The 20,985-nt window shown below is 70.0% G+C and carries 11 protein-coding genes; 10 read left to right on the forward strand and 1 reads right to left on the reverse strand.

Going from position 1 to position 20,985, the window contains the following annotated elements; all coding sequences use genetic code 11:
* Positions 1-484 precede the first annotated feature (484 nt).
* The 10 genes from fusA (at position 485) to AC068Z_RS07990 (ending at position 19,943) form a co-directional block, all read left to right on the forward strand.
* A complete protein-coding gene (gene fusA, locus AC068Z_RS07945; protein WP_478553394.1) occupies positions 485-2,551 on the forward strand; it encodes an elongation factor G in 2,067 nt (688 codons plus the stop codon).
* 229 nt (positions 2,552-2,780) lie between these two features.
* Entirely contained in the window at positions 2,781-2,948 is a 168-nt protein-coding gene (locus AC068Z_RS07950; RefSeq protein ID WP_478553396.1) for a hypothetical protein, read from the forward strand.
* A 510-nt stretch (positions 2,949-3,458) separates the two neighbouring features.
* A complete protein-coding gene (locus AC068Z_RS07955; RefSeq protein WP_478553397.1) occupies positions 3,459-4,874 on the forward strand; it encodes an extracellular solute-binding protein in 1,416 nt (471 codons plus the stop codon).
* Positions 4,875-4,962: 88 nt separating this feature from the next.
* Entirely contained in the window at positions 4,963-5,922 is a 960-nt protein-coding gene (locus AC068Z_RS07960) for a carbohydrate ABC transporter permease (RefSeq protein WP_478553399.1), read from the forward strand.
* A 14-nt stretch (positions 5,923-5,936) separates the two neighbouring features.
* The gene (locus tag AC068Z_RS07965; protein ID WP_478553401.1) at positions 5,937-6,812 is read left to right on the forward strand and encodes a carbohydrate ABC transporter permease; all 876 of its coding nucleotides are present in this window, start codon (positions 5,937-5,939) and stop codon (positions 6,810-6,812) included.
* Between the two features lie 107 nt (positions 6,813-6,919).
* Positions 6,920-8,527, forward strand: coding sequence for a glycoside hydrolase family 13 protein (locus AC068Z_RS07970; RefSeq protein WP_478553403.1), 1,608 nt, complete (start codon positions 6,920-6,922; stop codon positions 8,525-8,527).
* A 164-nt stretch (positions 8,528-8,691) separates the two neighbouring features.
* Complete coding sequence (locus tag AC068Z_RS07975; RefSeq protein ID WP_478553404.1) at positions 8,692-10,710, forward strand: glycosyl hydrolase family 28-related protein; 2,019 nt, start codon at positions 8,692-8,694, stop codon at positions 10,708-10,710.
* Between the two features lie 163 nt (positions 10,711-10,873).
* A complete protein-coding gene (locus AC068Z_RS07980) occupies positions 10,874-11,884 on the forward strand; it encodes a LacI family DNA-binding transcriptional regulator (protein ID WP_451726430.1) in 1,011 nt (336 codons plus the stop codon).
* Positions 11,885-12,240: 356 nt separating this feature from the next.
* Positions 12,241-15,609: a CARDB domain-containing protein gene (locus AC068Z_RS07985; protein WP_478553406.1), complete on the forward strand. Its 3,369-nt coding sequence runs from the start codon at positions 12,241-12,243 to the stop codon at positions 15,607-15,609.
* A gap of 41 nt (positions 15,610-15,650) precedes the next feature.
* Complete coding sequence (locus AC068Z_RS07990) at positions 15,651-19,943, forward strand: discoidin domain-containing protein (protein ID WP_478553408.1); 4,293 nt, start codon at positions 15,651-15,653, stop codon at positions 19,941-19,943.
* A gap of 82 nt (positions 19,944-20,025) precedes the next feature.
* Here AC068Z_RS07990 and AC068Z_RS07995 read toward each other — a convergent pair whose 3' ends face one another.
* Positions 20,026-20,916 carry an alpha/beta hydrolase fold domain-containing protein gene (locus tag AC068Z_RS07995; protein ID WP_478553410.1) on the reverse strand — a complete coding sequence of 297 codons (891 nt, stop codon included), beginning with the start codon at positions 20,914-20,916 and terminating at the stop codon, positions 20,026-20,028.
* Between the last annotated feature and the right edge of the window lie 69 nt (positions 20,917-20,985).

Here is a 20,985-nt window from a genome sequence, read left to right on the forward strand (position 1 = left end):
CTCAGTATCAGTGACCGCCCCGACGGGCGCGGCTCAGAACCGGCCGCCTGCCGGTGGAGGGCAGCGGCGTCCTGGTGCCCTGCTCGGCCAGGGCACGACGGGCCGCTGTGATCATGAGGGAAAAATGCCGCGCCCGTTTCCGCCCCGCTCCCTACACTCCCCATACACGTCCGGCCCCAAGTGGCCGGTGCGTGCTACGTGTTCCGAGTTCAAATGCGAGGGGAGACCGGCAGTGCGTACCGCCATCGCTGTCGTCGCCCCCTGGGCACGGTTCGACGTGATCCTCGTGTCTTCGTGAGCCCGGTGCCCGCCGCGCGGCCGGCACTGGAGATCCCGGTCGAAGACCGTCGCTGAGCCCTGCCCCGCCCCCGTCCGGCCGTCCTGGCCCGTCGCGGGCCGCCGCAGGGCGCGTTCCTCGGGCTTCGTCCGCCCCATCGCGCTGCCTCTTCACCACTCACGACACACATGGAAGGGCCTCAAGGCCGTGCGTACCGACCTCACACTCCGCGCGCTTCACACCGTCCGCAACCTTGGCATCCTCGCCCACGTGGACGCCGGCAAGACCACCGTGACCGAGCGGATCCTGTTCCTGACCGGCGCCGTTCACAAGCGGGGCGAGGTGCACGAGGGCACCACCGTCACCGACTTCGACTCCCAGGAACGCGACCGGGGCATCACCATCTTCGCTGCGGCGGTCAGCTGCGACTGGGACGGACACCGGATCAACCTCATCGACACCCCCGGCCACGTGGACTTCGCCGACGAGGTGACGCGCTCGCTGCGTGTCCTCGACGGCGCGGTGGCGGTGTTCGACGCCGTCGCCGGCGTCGAACCGCAGAGCGAGGCGGTGTGGCGGGAGGCCGACCGGCACGGGGTTCCGCGCTTGGCGTTCGTGAACAAGATGGACCGCGCGGGCGCCGACCTGGACACGGCGGTCGCGTCGATCCGGGAACGGCTCGGCGTCACGCCCTTGGTGGTGCAGGTGCCCATCGGCCGCGAGGAGGGGTTCGAGGGCATCGTCGACCTGGTCCGGATGCGGGCTGTGGTGTGGCCCGGCAACACCGGCGTGTTGGAGGAACGCCGGGTGCCCGAGGACCTGCGCGCCGAGGCGCTGCGGCGCCGGCGGGCGCTGGACGAGGCCGTCGCCGAACTGCACCCGCGGGCGCTGGAGGAGTACTGCGCCGACGGCGCGGTCTCGGAGACGACACTGCGCTCGGCGCTGCGCGATCTGACCCGCACGGGTGAGGCCGTGGTGGTGCTCTGTGGTTCGGCGTACCGCAACCGCGGCATCGAGCCGCTGCTGGAGGCCGTGGTGGCCTACCTGCCCTCGCCCGCGGACGTGCCCGCCGTGCGCGGCACGATCGACGGAACCGAGCAGGAACGGGCCGCCGATCCCGCCGCGCCCCTGGCCGCGCTGGCCTTCAAGGTGCAGGCGGCGCCCACCGGCCGGATGACGTACCTGCGGATCTATTCGGGTGTACTGCGAAAGGGGGACACCGTGCTGGACATGGGCGTGCGGCGCACCGAACGGGTCGCCCGGATCCTGCGGGTGCAGGCCGACCGGCACACCGAGACGAGCGTCGCCATGGCCGGGGACATCGTCGCCGTGATCGGTCCGAAGTCCGCGCGTGCCGGTACGACTCTGTGCACCCCCTTGGCACCGCTCGTGCTGGAACCGCCCGGCACCGCCGACCCGGTGGTGTCGGTGGCCGTCGAGGCCCGCCTCGGCCAGGACACCGACCGGCTGGCCTCGGCGCTGGCCCGGCTGGCGGAGGAGGATCCGTCGCTGGTGGTGCGGACCGATCCGGAGACCGGCCAGACCCTGCTGTCGGGCCTGGGCGAGCTGCACCTGGAGGTGGCGGTGGAGAAGCTGCGCCGCAACCGGGGCCTGGAGGTCTCGGTGGGCCGCCCGCAGGTGTCGTACCGGGAGACCGTGGTCCGCGGGGCGACGGGGCTGGTGTACCGGCACGTCAAGCAGGACGGCGGAGCCGGGCAGTTCGCCCATGTGGTGCTGGACGTCGAGCCGTCGGACGCCGCGGAGGGCTTCGCGTTCGCTTCGACGGTGGTCGGCGGCCGGGTGCCGCGGGAGTTCGTCCGCGCGGTCGAGGCCGGCTGCCGGGACGCGCTGACGGAGGGTCCGCTGGGCGGTCATCCGGTGACCGGCGTGAAGGTCACCCTCGTCGACGGCGCCACGCACACCAAGGACTCCTCGGAGCTCGCGTTCCGCGCCGCCGGCCGGCTCGGTCTGCGTCAAGCCCTGCGGGCCTGCGTGGTGCGGCTGCTGGAGCCGGTCGCGGAGGTGACGGTGACCGTGCCGGACGACTCCGTGGGGGCGGTTCTGGGCGACCTGGCGGCGCGTCGCGGACGGGTGTCGGCGTCGACGACGCGCGGCGGTACGGCGGTCGTGACCGCCACGGTGCCGCTGGCCGAACTGTTCGGCTACGCCTCCCGCCTGCGCGGACGCACCCAGGGCCGGGGCACGTTCAGCACCCGTCCGGCTGGCTACGCGGAGGTTCCGCAGGGCCTGACGGCGGAGGTGACGGCACGGTAGCCCGTCGTTGAGTGGGCCCCGCACTCCCAGGGGTGCGGGGCCCACGCGAGCGCGAGCGCAATGAGGTCCCGGGATGCAGGGCCGTGACCAACGGGCAGAGGTCACGCAAGCGCCGGGTTGCAACCGCTGCGCAGGGGGAGACGATGGTACGGAGAAGCAGTGGCAGCGCCGCAGGCGGGCCCGTAAGCCCCCGTCGCTCACCACGTGCCCGTGAACTTTGGGATATCTCATGGCTGAAGCGAACGATCCGCTCGACTCGTGGACCTCTCGTCTGCTCCTGCTGGGCGACGGCATCTCGCCGGAGGCCGCCCGCACGTTCGTGCACGATCTCTACACCCACGCCCAGGCAGACCTCGACGAAGAACGGAATGAGGCCGACTTCGAACGAGATGAATGAAGCAGACGGGCAGCCGCGCTTCTCGCCGGGTTCCATGTACGTGTCCCAGGGCGCCTGACGAGAGCTGACCTTCGCGACTGCTGACCAACCGCCGGTTCCGCGGCACCTGGAAGAGCAGAGCAGTCAGCGGCAAGAACAGCGGCAGTCCGTGAGGGCGAAGCATGGCCCTGGATCCGCGCCTACGGCGGCTACGCAAGTGGTTCCGCTCGCCTCTGAGTTCCTGACGTACGTCGGTCCACGGGTCCCGCCCGTCTCGGCGTCGCCGTCCGTAGCCCGTATGGCCAGCTCAGCCCTGCGAACGAGACGATCGCAGCGGACCTCGTGTGCAGTTCGGCTCCGTTCTCACGAGTGATCGACAGCAAACTGACCTCCTCTTGTTAGAGATTTACGAAATCGACGCGAGATCTTGCGTTCACTTGAGGTGGGTGGTTGAGTGTGCCGCACCCCACAACGCATCCGCCGTCCGGTGGTGGGGTGACCTTCCACGTTCATGCCCGAAGGGGACCACCCATGAGAAGTGCCAGGTTCCGCCGTACTCGCCGCGCCAGCGCGGTCGCCCTCGTCTCCGCGCTCACGCTGACCGCGCTCGCCGCCTGCGGCACGAGCAGCAGCGACAACGACGGTGGTGCTTCCGAGGGAGGCGGCTCGTCGGATCCGTCCGCCCCGCTGGATCCGAAGACGAAGGTGACGATCACCATCGACTGCATGCCGCCGACGGCGAAGGCGGCCGAGCTCAAGGAGTGGAAGGAGGACGTCAAGGAGTTCAACAAGACCTACCCGAACGTCACCATCGAGGGCCGCTCCACCCCGGGCCAGTGCCTGGAGCCGCCGCGCTTCACCGCGATGCTGAAGGCCAAGTCCCAGCCGGACGTCTTCTACACGTACTTCACCGACCTGCCCCAGGTTCTCGACCACGACGGCGCAGAGGACATCACCGCGTACGTCAACGACAAGACCGTCCCGGCGCTGAAGGACATCGACCCGAACGTGCTCGGCACGCTCAAGCAGGACGGCAAGCTCTACGGCCTGCCCACCAGCAACTACACGATGGGCCTGCTGGTCAACCGCAAGCTCTTCAAGGACGCCGGCCTCGACCCCGACGCCCCGCCGCGCACCTGGGCGGAGGTCCGCACCGCGGCGAAGAAGATCGCCGACCTGGGCGACGGCATCGCCGGATTCGGCGAGTACAGCGCGGGCAACACCGGCGGCTGGCACTTCACCGCGCAGATGTACAGCATCGGCGGCGAGATCGTGGACGCGAGCGGCAAGAAGGCCGCGTTCAACGACGAGCTGGGCAAGCAGGTCGCCGAGAACCTGCACGCCATGCGCTGGCAGGACGACAGCATGGGCAAGACCCAGCTGCTGAAGTGGGGCGACCTGCAGAAGCAGATCGCCACCGACAAGCTCGGCATGTTCCTTGCCGCGCCCGACGACATCGCCTACATGGCCCAGCAACTGGGCGCGAAGTACGAGAACTTCGGCATGGGGCCGATACCCGGCGAGAAGGCCACGCTGGCCGGCGGCAACAGCTACATGATCAAGAAGGGCATCTCGTCCGACAAGGTCAAGGCCGCGATCGCCTGGCTGAACTTCAAGAACCTCACTGTGGGCAAGGGCCAGTTCGACTGGGCGCGCACCAAGGCGGACGGGCTGCCGGTCGGTGTTCCGCAGCCCAACTTCTGGCTGAACGAGTCCAAGGCGCAGGACGACGCGGCCCGTGCCGAGCACGCCACGATGCCGGTGGAGAACTTCAAGACGTTCATGGACAACCCCGTCGCGGGCAAGGCCGAGCCGCCCAAGGCGCAGGAGATCTACAAGGTCCTCGACAACGTCATGTCCGGCATCCTCACCAACGAGGACGCCGACATCGACAAGCTCCTCAGCACCGCGGAGTCGCAGGTCAACCAGATCCTGGCCAACCAGTGACCGGACGGGCGGGGCGGCGTGAGGAGCCGCCCCGCCCCGCGGCCCGGCCCCCGCAACAGACACGGCACATCAGTACCGAGGAGCATCGATGTCGGCCCCCAGCCTGACCCAGAGCACGGCGGGACCTCCCCGCCCCACCCAGCCGCGCGAGACCTCCCGCGCGACCTCCGGCGGATCCTTCGCCAAGCACCTGCGGCGGAACCTGACGGCTCACGGCTTCCTCATCGGCGCGGTCCTCTGCTTCGCCTTCTTCTCCTGGTATCCCATGGTCAGGGAGTTCCTCCTGGCCTTCCAGAAGACGGAGGGCGGCGAGGTCACATGGGTCGGCCTGGACAACCTGGAGACGGTCTTCAACGACCCCGCCTTCTGGCAGGCATGGCGCAACACGCTGCTGTTCACCGTCCTGGCACTCGTCCTCGGGTTCGCGGTGCCGTTCGTCGTCGCGATCGTCATCAACGAGTTCCACCACGGCAAGGGCTACCTGCGGCTGCTGGTCTACCTGCCGGTGATGCTGCCGCCGGTCGCCTCCGTGCTGCTCTTCAAGTACCTCTACGACCCCGGCTACGGGCTCCTCAACGAGATGCTCGGCTTCTTCGGCCTGCCGGAACAGCAGTGGCTGCAGGACTCGGACCTGTCGATGCTCTCCGTCGTCATCGCCTCCACCTGGATGAACATGGGCGGCGCCGCGCTCATCTACCTCGCCGCGCTCCAGGGCATCCCCGGCGAGCTGTACGAGGCGGCCGAACTCGACGGGGCCGGCCTGTTCCGCAAGATCTGGTACGTCACCATCCCGCAGACCCGGCTGATCCTGTCGCTGATGCTGCTCATGCAGATCATCGCGACGATGCAGGTCTTCGTCGAACCCTTCCTGCTGACCGGCGGTGCCGGACCGGAGGGCTCCACCACGACGGTCGTCTACCTGATCTACCAGTACGCCTTCAACTTCAACAACTACGGTGCCGCGGCGGCCCTCGGCCTGCTCCTGCTCGTACTCCTCGCCGGATTCTCGGCGGCGTACGTCAAGCTCAGCCGCGCCGAGAACGAGTAGGCCAGGAGAGAGACATGTCCACGCGTACGCTCATCTCGCCGGCCCAACTCGCCCGGCCCCGCGGCAAAGCCGTGTACTGGACCGTTTTCACCGTGGTCGTCGGCGGCTTCACGCTGGTCTTCCTCGGACCGCTGTACTGGCTGATCTCCAGCGGCTTCAAGGACGCGCAGGAAGTGATCCAGACCCCGCCGACGCTGGTGCCCGAGACCTTCGAGCCCGACAACTACCAGCAGGCCTGGGACGTCATGGACCTCGCCGGACTGCTGGGCAACACCCTCTACTACGCGTTCGGCGCACTCGCCTTCCAACTCGTCCTGGACGTGGCGGCCGCCTACTCGCTGTCCAAGCTCCGCCCGATCTTCGGCAAGGCGATCCTGGGCATGATGCTGGCGACGCTGATGATCCCCGCGACGGTGCTCGTCGTACCGCAGTACCTGACGGTCCTGGACGTGCCGATTTTCGAGCGGAACCTGCTGAACACCCCGTGGGCGATCTGGCTGCCCTCGGTGACGAACGCCTTCAACATCTTCCTGCTGAAGCGGTTCTTCGACTCGATCCCCAAGGAACTCCTGGACGCCGCCTCGATGGACGGAGCCAGCCCGATGCGCACCCTGTGGTCGATCGTGCTGCCCATCTCCCGGCCCATCCTCGGCGTGGTGTCGATCTTCGCGGTGGTCGGGGTCTGGAAAGACTTCCTGTGGCCCATGCTCACCCTGCCCGACCCGGCCAAGCAGACCCTGAACGTCGGGATCTACTCCCTGTCCAACGGCGTACCGGTGAACGTGCTGATCGCCGCGCTGACGATCGCCTCCCTGCCCACCCTGCTGATCTTCCTGCTCTTCCAGCGGAACATCATGAGCGGCCTCACCGCGGGCGGCCTGAAGGGCTGACCGCCCCCGCCCCGTCCCACACCCACGAAGCCTTCGCCGCCGGCCCGTCCGACGCCCCGCCATCCGGGCCGGCGGCGAAGATCCACCCTGCCCGAAAGGACCGCCCCGTGGCAGCCCCCACCCCGCACCGCACCGACGACTGGTGGCGCGACGCCGTCATCTACCAGGTGTACCCGCGCAGTTTCGCCGACGGAGACGGCGACGGCACCGGGGATCTCGCGGGCGTGCGCGCCCGTCTGCCCTACCTCGCACAACTCGGCGTCGACGCCGTCTGGTTCACCCCCTGGTACCTCTCGCCGCTGGTCGACGGCGGCTACGACGTGGCCGACTACCGCACCATCGACCCCGCCTTCGGCACCCTGGCGGAGGCCGAGAAGCTGATCTCCGAGGCCCGCGAACTCGGCATCCGGACCATCGTCGACATCGTCCCCAACCACGTCTCCGACCAGCACCCCTGGTTCCGGGCCGCACTCGCCGCCGGCCCCGGCAGTCCGGAACGGGAACTGTTCCACTTCCGGCCGGGACGCGGGACCAACGGTGAACTGCCGCCCAACGACTGGCCGTCGCAGTTCGCCGGTTCCACCTGGACCCGCGTTGCCGACGGCGAGTGGTACCTGCACCTGTTCACCCCCGAGCAGCCCGACCTCAACTGGGCCCACCCGGCCGTCCGCCAGGAGCACGAGGACGTCCTGCGCTTCTGGTTCGAACGCGGAGTGGCCGGCGTACGCATCGACTCCGCCGCCCTGCTCACCAAGGACCCCGCCCTGCCCGACTACGTGGAGGGCGTCGACCCGTCCCCGTTCATCGACCAGGACGACATCCACGACATCTACCGCTCCTGGCGGGCCGTCGCCGACGAGTACGGCGGCATCTTCGTCGGCGAGGTGTGGCTGCCCGACGCCGAACGCTTCGCCCGCTACCTGCGCCCCGACGAGCTGCACACGGCGTTCAACTTCAACTTCCTGGCCTGCCCCTGGGACGCGCGGCGGCTGCGCCGCTCCATCGACGACACCCTCGCCGAGCACGCCCCCGTCGGAGCCCCGGCCACCTGGGTGCTGTGCAACCACGACGTGACCCGCACGGTGACCCGCTACGGCCGCGCGGACACCGCCTTCGACTTCGCCGACAAGCGCTTCGGCACCCCCACCGACCTGGACCTCGGCACCCGCCGCGCCCGCGCGGCCGCCCTGCTCACCCTCGCTTTGCCCGGCTCCGTCTACCTCTACCAGGGCGAGGAACTGGGCCTGCCCGAGGCGGACATCCCGCTGGACCGCATCGAGGATCCGATGCACTTCCGCTCCGGCGGCACGGATCCCGGCCGCGACGGCTGCCGTGTGCCCTTGCCCTGGCAGGCCGAGGCACCGTCCTTCGGTTTCGGGGCCCAGGCCGCCGAGCCCTGGCTGCCGCAGCCCGCCGACTGGGCGCGCTACGCGGTCGACCGGCAGAGCGACGACCCGGACTCGATGCTCACCCTCTACCGTCAGGCCCTGCACCTGCGCCGCACCGGGTCCGGCTTCGGCGACGGCCCGATGACCTGGCTGAGCGCCCCCGACGATGTCCTCGCCTTCAGCCGAACGGACGGCCTGGTCTGCGTCGTCAACCTCTCCGACTCACCCGCCGCCCTCCCGCCGTACGAGCGCCTCCTCCTCGCCAGCGGCCCGCTGCACGCCGACCACACGCTGCCGAAGGACACCGCCGTGTGGCTGCGCGCCTGACCCGCGCCGCTGTGTGGCCGCGCGCCTGACCCGCGCCGTCGTGTGGCTGCGCGCCCCACCCTCCGACCGCCCTGTCCGCACCACGCGGGCAGGGCACCGCACCCGGCACCGCCTGCCCTCCCTGCGCCACGTCCTCCTTCCCTCCCCGACAGAAGCGAGCCCCGATGTCCCCACGTCGCGCCCGCACCACCGCAAGAACCGGCGCCCTCGCCGGCGCCCTTCTCCTCCTGGGTACCGCGTTCGACGCCACGGCCGCCTCCGCCGAGCCGCCCGCCGCGCGGACCCAGCCCGTGGTCACGCGCGCTGCCCTCGATCCCGGGCTCGTCGCCGGACGCGGCGCCGCAGTGCCCTTCGACGAACAGGAAGCGGAGAACGCCACGACGAACGGCCGGATCATCGGCCCGGACCGCACCGCCTACACCCTCGCCTCCGAGGCATCGGGGCGCACGGCGGTGCAGCTCATGCCCGGCCAGCACGTCGAGTTCGTCCTGCCCCGCGCCGCGAACGCCCTCACCGTGCGCTACAGCATCCCCGACGCCCCCCAGGGCGGCGGCATCACGGCGCCCCTCGACGTCAGCGTCGACGGCCGGCACCGCAAGACGATGACGCTCACGTCGCAGTACTCCTGGCTGTACAACCAGTACCCGTTCACCAACGATCCGCAGGCCGACCTCCTGCACCCCGACTGGTGGATCACCGAGTGCGCCTGCGTCCCGGCCGACACCACACCGGCACCGCAGATCACCAAGCCCTTCCGCCCGACCCACTTCTACGACGAGCAGCGCCTGCTCCTCGGCCGTACCTACGGCGCGGGCGAGCGCGTACGGCTGACGGTGCCGGCGGGCAGCCGGGCGGCCTGGACCGTGATCGATCTGCTCGACTCCGAACTGGTCGCGCCACCGCGTGCCGTCCGCGGCGGCGTCGACATCCGCGCCTTCGGGGCCGACCCCACCGGCCGGCGCGATGCCGCGCCCGCCATCGAGCGCGCCATCACCGTCGCCCGCCGCACCGACCGGCCCGTCTACCTGGCGCCCGGCACGTATCAGGTCAACCGGCACATCGTCGTCGACGACGTGACGATCACCGGGGCCGGAAGCTGGCACACGATCCTCAAGGGCCGCCAGGTCGCCCTGGAGCAGCCCGCGCCCGACGGCTCACGCCACACCGGAGTCGGCCTGTACGGCAAGAGCGCGGCGAGCGGCGGCAGCCGCAATGTGCACCTGTCCGGCTTCGCCATCGAGGGCGACGTCCGCGAGCGGATCGACGACGACCAGGTCAACGCCATCGGCGGCGCGATGAGCGACTCCACCGTTCGCGGTCTGTACCTGCACCGCACCAAGGTGGGGCTGTGGTTCGACGGCCCCATGTCGAACGTCGAGGTCACCGACAATGTCATCACCGACCAGATCGCCGACGGGCTGAACTTCCACACCGGCGTGACCGGTTCACTCGTCCACAACAACTTCGTCCGCAACACCGGCGACGACGCTCTGGCCATGTGGTCGCAGACCACCGCCGACGCGGACAACGTCATCTCCCGCAACACCGTCCAGTCCCCGACCCTCGCCAACGGCATCGCCGTCTACGGCGGCCGGGACAACACCGTCAGCGGCAACCTCGTGGCCGACCCCGTCCGCGAGGGCAGCGCCCTGCACGCGGGCGCCCGCTTCGGCGCCGAGCCGTTCACCGGCACGCTCCGCTTCACCGACAACACCACCGTGCGGGCCGGCACCTTCGAGCTGAACTGGAAGATCGGCCTCGGCGCACTGTGGCTGTATGCCCTGGACAAGAGCATCGACGCCGACGTACAGGTCACCGGCGACCACTACCTCGACTCCACCTACAACGCGATCATGCTGGTCAGCGAGTACGGGGTGAAGGACCAGTACGGCATCCCGGCGGTCCACTTCAAGGACATCCGGGTCGACGGCACCGGCACGTCGGTGGTCAGTGCCCGGGTGAAGGGGTCCGCGACCTTCGAGAACGTGGACGCCCGCAACGTCGGTGCCGTCGGGGTGAACAACTGCGGCTCGTTCAACTTCCCGCCGACCGGGTCGGAGTTCTCCCTCACCGACCGCGGCGGCAACGACGGCGGCTGGCTCACCGACCGGCTGCTGCCCAACACCATCACCTGCGACGACCGGCCCCCGGTGGTGCCGCCGCCGGCCCCGTCCCCCTGGTGACAGGGACCCTGCAGGGTCCTCGCCCCGCGTACGGGCTTGCGCTCGTTTACGCGGGGCGGACAACCATGAACGGCGTGCTGGGGGCAGGTGAGGTTCGCCGGGCGGCGAGAAAGGAAGTGAGACGGCCGCAACAACTTGCGGGTTTTGCGTTACGCTTGCATACATGACGCGACGACTGGCCCAGGTGGCGAAGAAGGTGGGGGTCAGCGAGGCCACGGTCAGCCGTGTCCTCAATGGCAAGCCCGGTGTCTCCGAGGCGACACGGCAGTCCGTGCTCACGGCGCTGGACGTGCTCGGATACGAGCGCCCGACGCAGCTGCGCGGTGAGCGCGCCCGGCTGGTCGGCCTGGTGCTGCCCGAACTGCAGAACCCGATTTTCCCCGCCTTCGCGGAGATCATCGGCGGTGCGCTGGCGCAGCAGGGGCTCACCCCGGTGCTCTGCACACAGACCAAGGGCGGGGTGGCCGAGGCCGACTACGTCGACCTGCTGCTCCAGCAGCAGGTCTCCGGCGTGGTCTTCGCCGGCGGTCTGTTCGCGCAGGCCGACGCGCCGCACGAGCACTACCACCTGCTGGCGGAGCGGAAGGTGCCGGTCGTCCTGGTCAACGCGTCGATCGAGGGCCTGGACTTCCCGTGCGTCGCCTGCGACGACGCGGTCGCCGTCGAGCAGGCCTGGCGCCACCTGGCCTCGCTCGGCCACGAACGGATCGGGCTGGTCGTCGGCCCCGCCGACCATGTGCCCTCGCGCCGCAAGCTGGACGCCGCCCGGGTGGCCGCGAAGGCCATGGGGATGGCGCTGCCCGAGGAGTTCGTGCAGCGGTCCATCTTCTCGCTGGAGGGCGGACAGGCCGCGACGGCGCGGCTGCTGGAGCAGGGCGTCACCGGCATCGTCTGCGGCAGCGACCCGCTCGCGCTCGGTGCCATCAGGGCCGCCCGCCGGCGCGGGCTCGCCGTCCCCGCGGACGTGTCGGTCGTGGGCTTCGACGACTCGGCGTTCATGACGTGCACCGAGCCGCCGCTGTCGACCGTGCGCCAGCCCATCGAGGCGATGGGCCGCGCGGCGGTGGACCTGCTGTGCGCCCAGATCCAGGGCTCCCACTCCCACCCCGGCGAGCTCCTGTTCGAGCCCGAGCTCGTCGTCCGCGGGTCGACCGCGCCGCCCCCGGCGCGCTGACCGTGCCCGCCTGACCGGCCCCCCGCTTCTAGTCCTCGGCGCCGGTAGCAAAGCCGCTCAACACGGCTTTGCTACCGGCGCCGTTGGCATTTCCGGGCCTGCTGACTGTCATGACCCGGACGGAACCGTTGACAAACTCGTCACACAGTAGAAACCTCTCACTCCAGCGATGCAAACAAGTCACAAAGTTGCTCAAGAATTTGGCTTTGCGTCGCAGTTCCTTGTCGGAGTCATGTTGGGCTCCCGGCGCATGACCTTGTCAGCTCGCTCACCGGGCCCTGCACGGATGTCCATGTCCAGGCGGCCCGGCAGGCGGAGCCGGGGACGTGCCGCGCCCACATCGCGGAAGGGCCACCATGAGAGGCACACGCACGGGCAGGCGATGGGGGGTCGGTCTGCTGGCAGCGGGCCTGCTCGCCGTCGGGCTGCTGCCCGTCCCCGCACACGCGGCGGACGACGATCCCAACCTCGCGCTCGGCAGAGCGGCGACGGCCGGCGGAGCGCACGGCGGCTACCCGGCCACGAACGTCACCGACGGCAGCCAGCAGTCGTACTGGGAGGGCCCGGCGGGCTCCTTCCCCCAGTGGGTGCAGGTGGACCTGGGCTCCCAGGTGGGCCTGGACCGCGTCGCACTGAAACTTCCCACCGGCTGGGAGCAGCGCTCCCAGTCCCTGTCCGTCCTCGGCAGCGCCAACGGCGACTCCTTCACCACGCTCGCCGCAGCCCAGGCCCGCACGTTCGCCCCGTCCCAGGCGAACACCGTCACCATCGACCTGCCCTCCGCCACCGCCCGCTACGTCCGGGTGCAGGTGGCCTCCAACTCGGGCTGGAACGCGGCTCAGTTGTCCGAGCTGGAGATCTACGGCGAAGGAGGCGCCGTCGACCCGCCCCCGCAGGGCACCAACCTGGCGCGGAACAAGCCGATCGAGGCGACCTCCTCGACGCAGAACTACGTGGCGACCAACGCCAACGACGACAGCCTCACCACCTACTGGGAGTCGGCGGGCTTCCCCTCGAACCTGACCGTGAAGCTCGGCGCCGACGCGGACATCGAGGCCGTGGCCGTCAAGCTGAACCCGGATCAGATCTGGGCGGCACGCAAGCAGTCCCTGGAGGTCCTGGGACGCGCACAGGGCGCCTCCGCCTTCACCACACTCAAAGCCCGCGCTGAGTACTCCTTCAGCCCGTCAACGGGCCAGAACTCCGTCGTGATCCCGGTGACTGGCCGTGTCGCGGACGTGCGACTGGCTTTCCACTCCAACACCGGCGCCCCTGGCGCGCAGGTCGCCGAGTTCCAGGTGATCGGCACGTCCGCCCCGCACCCCGACTTCGTCGTCACCGACCTGACCTGGTCCCCGGCTTCCCCGTCCGAGAAGGACGAGGTGACGGTGGACGCCACCGTCCGTAACGCAGGGACCGCGAACGCCCCCGCGACGACGGTGAACGTCAGCGTCGAGGGCGCCGTCGCGGGCTCCGCTCCGGTTGCCGCCCTCCCTGCCGGATCGTCCGCCACCGTCTCCGTCCCCGTCGGCAAGCGCCCCACCGGCTCCTACACCGTCTCCGCCGCCGTCGACCCGACCGACACCGTCGCCGAGCTGGACAACACCAACAACAGCCGGACGGCCGACAGGAAGCTGACCGTCTCCCAGGCACCGGGCCCGGACCTGAGGGTCACCGGCATCACCAGCAACCCCGCCTCGCCCGCGGTCGGTTCGAACGTCTCCTTCACCGTGGCCGTCAACAACCGCGGCACCACGGCCGTCCCCACCGGCACCGTCACCCGCCTCACCGTCGGCGACACCACCCTCCAGGGCACGGCCGGCACCATCGCCGCCGGCGACACGGCCACCGTCACCATCGACGGCACCTGGAAGGCCACCAGCGGCGGCGCCACCCTGACCGCCACGGCCGACGCCACCCAGACGGTCACCGAGACCGACGAGAACAACAACGTCTTCGCCCGCTCCATCGTCGTAGGACGCGGCGCCGCCGTCCCCTACACCGAGTACGAGGCCGAGGACGGCACCTACGACGGAACCCTCCTGACCGCCGACAAGCAGCGCACCTTCGGGCACACCAACTTCGCCACCGAGTCCTCCGGCCGCAAGTCGGTACGGCTCGACGCCACCGGCGACCACGTGGAGTTCACCTCCACCAGCGCCGCCAACTCCATCGTGGTGCGCAACTCCATCCCGGACGCGGCCGGCGGCGGCGGACGCGAGGCCACGCTCAGCCTGTACGCCGACGGCCGGTTCGTCCGCAAGCTGACGCTCTCGTCCAAGCACAGCTGGCTGTACGGCAGCACCGACGATCCCGAGGGCCTGACCAACAACCCGGGCGGTGACGCCCGACGGCTCTTCGACGAGTCCCACGCGCTGCTGACCGAGACCTACCCGGCGGGCACGAAGTTCCGTCTGCAGCGGGACGCGGGCGACTCCGCCGCCTTCTACATCGTCGATCTGGTCGACCTGGAGCAGGTCGCGGCCCCGGCCGCCAAGCCTGCCACCTGCGCCTCCATCACCGAGTACGGGGCCGTGCCCAACGACGGCATTGATGACGCCGACGCCATCCAGCGCGCCGTCACCGCCGACCAGAAGGGCGAGATCGACTGCGTCTGGATCCCGGCCGGCCAGTGGCGGCAGGAGAAGAAGATCCTGACCGACGACCCGCAGAACCGGGGCCAGTACAACCAGGTCGGCATCCGGGACGTCACCGTCCGCGGCGCCGGCATGTGGCACTCGCAGCTGTACTCGCTGACCCCGCCGCACCAGGCCGGCGGCATCAACCACCCGCACGAGGGCAACTTCGGCTTCGACATCGACGACAACACCAAGATCTCCGACATCGCCATCTTCGGCTCCGGCACCATCCGCGGCGGCGACGGGGGAGCGGAGGGCGGCGTCGCCCTCAACGGCCGCTTCGGCAAGGACACCAAGATCACCAACGTGTGGATCGAGCACGCCAACGTCGGTGCCTGGGTCGGCCGCGACTACTCCAACATCCCCGAGCTGTGGGGGCCCGGCGACCGGGTCGAGTTCAGCGGCGTCCGCATCCGCAACACCTACGCCGACGGCGTCAACTTCGCCAACGGCACCCGCAACTCCACCGTCTACAACTCCTCGTTCCGCAACACCGGCGACGACGCCCTGGCCGTATGGGCCAGCAAGTACGTCAAGGACACCTCGGTCGACATCGGCCACGACAACCACTTCCGCAACAACACCATCCAGCTGCCCTGGCGCGCCAACGGCATCGCCGTGTACGGCGGTTACGGCAACACCATCGAGAACAACCTGGTCTCCGACACCATGAACTACCCGGGGATCATGCTCGCCACCGACCACGACCCGCTGCCCTTCTCCGGACAGACCCTCATCGCCAACAACGGCCTCTACCGCACGGGCGGGGCGTTCTGGAACGAGGACCAGGAGTTCGGCGCGATCACGCTCTTCGCGCAAGGACCCAACATCCCCGGGGTCACCATCCGCGACACCGACATCCACGACTCGACCTATGACGGCATCCAGTTCAAGACGGGTGGCGGCGCGATGCCGGACGTGAAGGTCAGCAACGTCCGCATCGACAAGTCGGTCAACGGCTGCGGCGTCCTCGCCATGAGCGGCGCCCGCGGCAGCGCCACCCTCACCGACGTCACCATCACCAACTCGGCCGAGGAAGACGTCTGCGTCGAGCCCGGTTCGCAGTTCGTCATCAACCGCACCTGACATCCACCGCTTGCGCGGAACGATCCGAAGAGCGAGGACAGATGAGAACCCCCACGAGAAGATCCCGGTGCCTGAGCGCCGTGATCGCGATCAGCCTGCTGGCGCTGGGCGGACCCGTGATGTCCGCCCAGGCCGCCGGCGGACCGAACATCGCGCTCGGCGACACCGCGTCGGCGAGCAGCTCCCACGCCGAGTACGGCGCCGGAAACATCACCGACGGCAACCAGGGGACGTACTGGCAGAGTTCCGGATCGAACCTGCCCCAGTGGGTGCAGGCCGACCTCGGTACCGCCACCCGCGTGGACGAGGTCGTCCTCAAGCTGCCCGCGGGCTGGGAGAGCCGCAACCAGACCCTCTCCGTCCAGGGCAGTGCCGACGGCACCAGCTTCAGCACCCTCAAGAGCTCCGCCACCTACACCTTCACCCCGGGTGCGGCCAACACCGTCACGGTGTCGTTCCCGGCCACCCAGACACGGTTCGTCCGCGTCGACATCACCGCCAACACCGGCTGGCAGGCGGCCCAGCTCTCCGAGCTCGAGGTGCACGCGGCCGACGGCGGCTCCGCCAACCTCGCCGCCGGGCGCACCCTGACCGCCAGTAGCCACACCGAGGTGTACGCGGCGGGCAACGCCAACGACGGCAACCGGGCCAGCTACTGGGAGAGCTCCAACAACGCGTTCCCGCAGTGGCTCCAGGCCGACCTCGGCAGCTCCCGGGCCGTCAACCGGGTCGTGCTGAAGATCCCGGCCGGCTGGGGGAGCCGCAGCCAGACCCTGAAGATCCAGGGCAGCACCAACGGCACCAGCTTCACCGACCTGACGTCCTCGCAGGCCCACGCCTTCAACGCCGCCAACGACAACACCGCGACCATCACCCTGGACGCGGCCACGACCCGCTACGTCCGCGTCCTGGTCACCGCCAACACCGTCCAGCCCGCCGCCCAGATATCCGAGCTGGAGATCTACGGCCCGGCGACCGGCGACACCGAGGCCCCCACCGCGCCCTCGGAGCTGGCCTACACCCAGCCCGCCGCCGGCCAGATCCGCCTGACCTGGAAGGCCGCGAGCGACAACACGGGCGTCACCGCGTACGACATCTACGCCAACGGCGACCTGCTGACCAGCGTCGCCGGAAACGTCACCGTCTTCACCGACAACCGCCCGGCCAACCAGACCGTGTCCTACCGCGTACGAGCCAGGGACGCGGCCGGCAACCAGTCCGGCGACTCCAACACCGTCACCCGGGTAGGCGACGCCGGTGACACCCAGGCCCCGACCGCCCCGTCGAACCTCGCGTTCACCGAGGCCGAGCCGGGCAAGGTCAAGCTCACCTGGACCGCCTCGAGTGACAACGTCGGCGTGAGCGGCTACGACATCTACGCCAACAACGTCCTGCGCGAGAGCGTCGCCGGCAACGTCACCACCTACACCGACACCCAGCCGACGACCAGCACCGTCACCTACGTCGTACGGGCCAAGGACGCGGCCGGCAACAAGTCGGGCGACAGCAACAGCGTCACCCGCAACGGCAGCGGCGGCACCGGCTCCAACCTCGCCGTGGGCAAGCCGATCGAGGCGTCCTCCACGGTGCACACCTTCGTCGCCGCCAACGCCAACGACAACAGCACCTCCACCTACTGGGAGGGCGCCGGCGGCAGCTACCCCCAGACCCTCACCGTCAAGCTGGGCGCCAACGCCGACCTGGAACGGCTCGTGCTCAAGCTGAACCCGGACGCGGCCTGGTCCGCCCGCTCCCAGACGATCGAGGTCCTCGGCCGGGAACAGAAGGCCACCGCCTTCACCACCCTCGTGGCCGCGAAGAGCTACGACTTCAGCCCCGGCAGCGCCAACACCGTCACCATCCCGGTCACGGACCGGGTGGCCGACGTACGGCTGAGGTTCACCGCCAACACCGGCGCCCCGGCGGGCCAGCTCGCCGAGTTCCAGGTCGTCGGCGTGCCCGCGCCCAACCCGGACCTCGTCGTCACGGGTCTGACCACGTCACCGGCCGCACCGGTGGAGTCGGACGCCATCACGGTTGGCGCCACCGTCCGCAACGACGGCCCGGCGACCGCACCGGCGAGCAAGGTCGCGGTGCGCCTGGGCGGCACCAAGGTCGCCACCGCCGACGTCGGCGCCCTCGCATCCGGCGCCCAGAGCACGGTCCAGGCCTCCATCGGGGCCCGCGACGCGGGCTCCTACGAGCTCAGCGCGGTCGCGGACGAGCCGAACGACGTCGTCGAGCAGAACGAGACCAACAACACCTACACCAGGCCCACCGCCCTGGTGGTCAAGCCGGTCGCCAGCTCCGACCTGGTCGCCGGAACCGTGACCACCAGCCCCTCCAGCCCCAGCGCGGGCGACACCGTCACCTTCAAGGTGCCGGTGAAGAACCAGGGGACCGAGGCCAGCGCCTCGGGCAGCCACGCGGTCACCCTCACGCTGACCGACGACAGCGGGGCCACGATCAAGACCCTGACGGGCGCCCACACCGGTGTCATCGCCGCCGGTGCCACCGCTGAGGTGAGCCTCGGCTCCTGGACCGCGGCCAACGGCTCCTACACGGTGAAGACCGTCATCGCCGCCGACGCCAACGAAGTGCCGGTCAAGCGGGAGAACAACACCTCCACCCAGCCGCTGTTCGTCGGCCGCGGCGCCAACATGCCGTACACCACCTACGAGGCGGAGGACGCCACCGTCGGCGGCGGCGCGAAGGTGGTCGGCCCCAACCGGACCATCGGCGACATCGCCGGTGAGGCCTCCGGCCGCAAGGCCGTGACCCTCGACGCGACCGGAGAGTACGTCGAGTTCACCACCCGCGCCGAGACGAACACCCTCGTCACCCGTTTCTCCATCCCCGACGCAGCGGGCGGCGGAGGCATCAACTCCACCATCAACGTCTACGTCGACGGCGTCTTCAAGAAGGCCCTCCCGCTGACGTCGAAGTACGCCTGGCTGTACGGGGCGGAGGCCTCGCCCGGCAACGACCCGGGCTCGGGCGCGCCCCGGCACATCTACGACGAGGCGCACCTCATGCTGGGCGAAACCGTCCCGGCCGGCAGCAAGATCCGCCTGCAGAAGGACGCCGCCAACGGCGCCGCCCACTACGCCTTCGACTTCATCGACCTGGAGAAGGTCGCCCCGGTCGCCAACCCGGACCCGGCGGCTTACGCGGTCCCGGCCGGCTTCACCCACCAGGACGTGCAGAACGCGCTCGACCGGGTCCGCATGGACACCACCGGCCACCTCGTCGGCGTCTACCTGCCGCCCGGCGACTACCAGACGTCGAGCAAGTTCCAGGTGTACGGCAAGGCCGTCAAGGTCGTCGGCGCCGGACCCTGGTACACCAAGTTCCACGCCCCCTCCACGCAGGACAACACCGACGTCGGCTTCCGCGCCGAGGCGGCCGCGAAGGGCTCCCTGTTCAAGGGTTTCGCCTACTTCGGCAACTACACCTCGCGCATCGACGGACCGGGCAAGGTGTTCGACTTCGCCAACGTGTCGGACATCGTCATCGACGACATCTGGAACGAGCACATGGTGTGCCTGTACTGGGGCGCCAACACCGACCGGATGACGATCCGCAACTCCCGGATCCGGAACATGTTCGCCGACGGCGTCAACATGACCAACGGCTCCACGGACAACCTCGTCTCCAACAACGACGCCCGGGCCACCGGCGACGACAGCTTCGCGCTGTTCTCGGCGATCGACGCGGGCGGCGCGGACATGAAGAACAACGTCTACGAGAACCTCACCACCACGCTGACCTGGCGGGCCGCGGGCATCGCCGTGTACGGCGGCTACCACAACACCTTCCGCAACATCCACATCGCCGACACGCTCGTGTACTCCGGCATCACCATCTCGTCGCTGGACTTCGGCTACCCGATGAACGGCTTCGGCACCGACCCCACGACCTTCGAGAACATCTCGATCGTCCGGGCGGGCGGCCACTTCTGGGGCAACCAGACCTTCCCCGGAATCTGGCTGTTCTCGGCCTCGAAGGTGTTCCAGGGCATCCGCATCAACAACGTGGACATCGTCTCGCCCACGTACAGCGGCATCATGTTCCAGACGAAGTACAACGGCAGCCAGCCGGAGAACCCCGTCAAGGACACGATCCTCTCCGACATCTCCATCACCGGTGCCAAGCGCAGCGGTGACGCCTGGGACGCCAAGTCCGGCATCGGCATCTGGGCCAACGAGATGCCCGAACCCGGTCAGGGCCCGGCGGTCGGTGAGGCGACCATCAACTGCCTGCGGATGAGCGACAACGACGAGAACATCCGCAACACCACCACCACGTTCAAACTGAACATCAACCCCTGCTGACACCCACACCGCGACCGGGACCAGCGCCTGCCACCGAGGCAGACGCTGGTCCCTCGCGTGTCCGCGCCCGCCGGAGAGGCGATCAGCCCACGCAGGCGCGGGCGAAGTCCGCGGAGGCGGTGAAGCACTGCTCGACGTCTTCGTCCGGCAGGCCCGCCCAGGCGTGGTCGGCGCCGGGCACGGGACGGAAGTCGACGTGCGCGCCTGCCTCGCGCAGGGCCGCGGCGAGCTGTTCGCCCTGGGCCAGGGGGATGAGGGTGTCGTCGGTGCCGTGGAGGATGAGGAACGGCGGCGCGCCGGTGGTGACATGGGTGACCGGGCTGGCGGCGCGGGCTCGGTCGGGGGCTGCTGTGACGGCCGCGCCGATCAGCAGGGCCTCGCGGGTGGTGGGGTCGGCGGGGTCGTAGGCGCCGGGGCGGGACTGGGCGGGCAGTGTGGTCAGGTCGGTGGGCCCGTACCAGGCGACGCAGCCGCTCACCGGCGTGGTCAGGGCCAGCAGGGCGGCCAGGTGGGCCCCGGCGGATTCGCCCCAGGTCACGGTCCTGGCGGTGTCCAGGCCGAGTTCGTCGGCGCGGGCGTTGAGCCAGGCCATGGCGGCCGTGACGTCCTCCAGCTGCGCGGGGTAGATGGCTTCGCCGGTGAGGCGATAGTCGAGGCTGGCGACGGCGAACCCGGTCCGGGCGAGGCAGGCGAAGGGGCTGGGACTCCAGTGCCTGAAGCGCGGACCCATCTCCGTGCGGGTGCCGGTGCGCCAGCCGCCGCCATGGATGTAGACGATGACCGGCAGGGGGCCTTGCGGCTCCTCGGGCAGCCACAGGTCGAGTTCCAGAGGGCGGAAACCGCCGACGGGAGCCGAGTAGACGGCGCCGCGCAGCAGGCGTACCCCCGGGGCGGGGTGCGCGGCGGACGGGAGCGGCAGTTCGGCGGGCGCGGGTGAGGCGAGCAGGGCGGCGAGTTCGGGCGGCAGGGGCATGGGGGCTCTTTCCGAACGAGACGGGCTGAAGACAGGGGACACCGCCGGGCGAGGTGCGGTCGGTGGCGG

This window comes from Streptomyces sp. NPDC043726 (assembly GCF_056436565.1).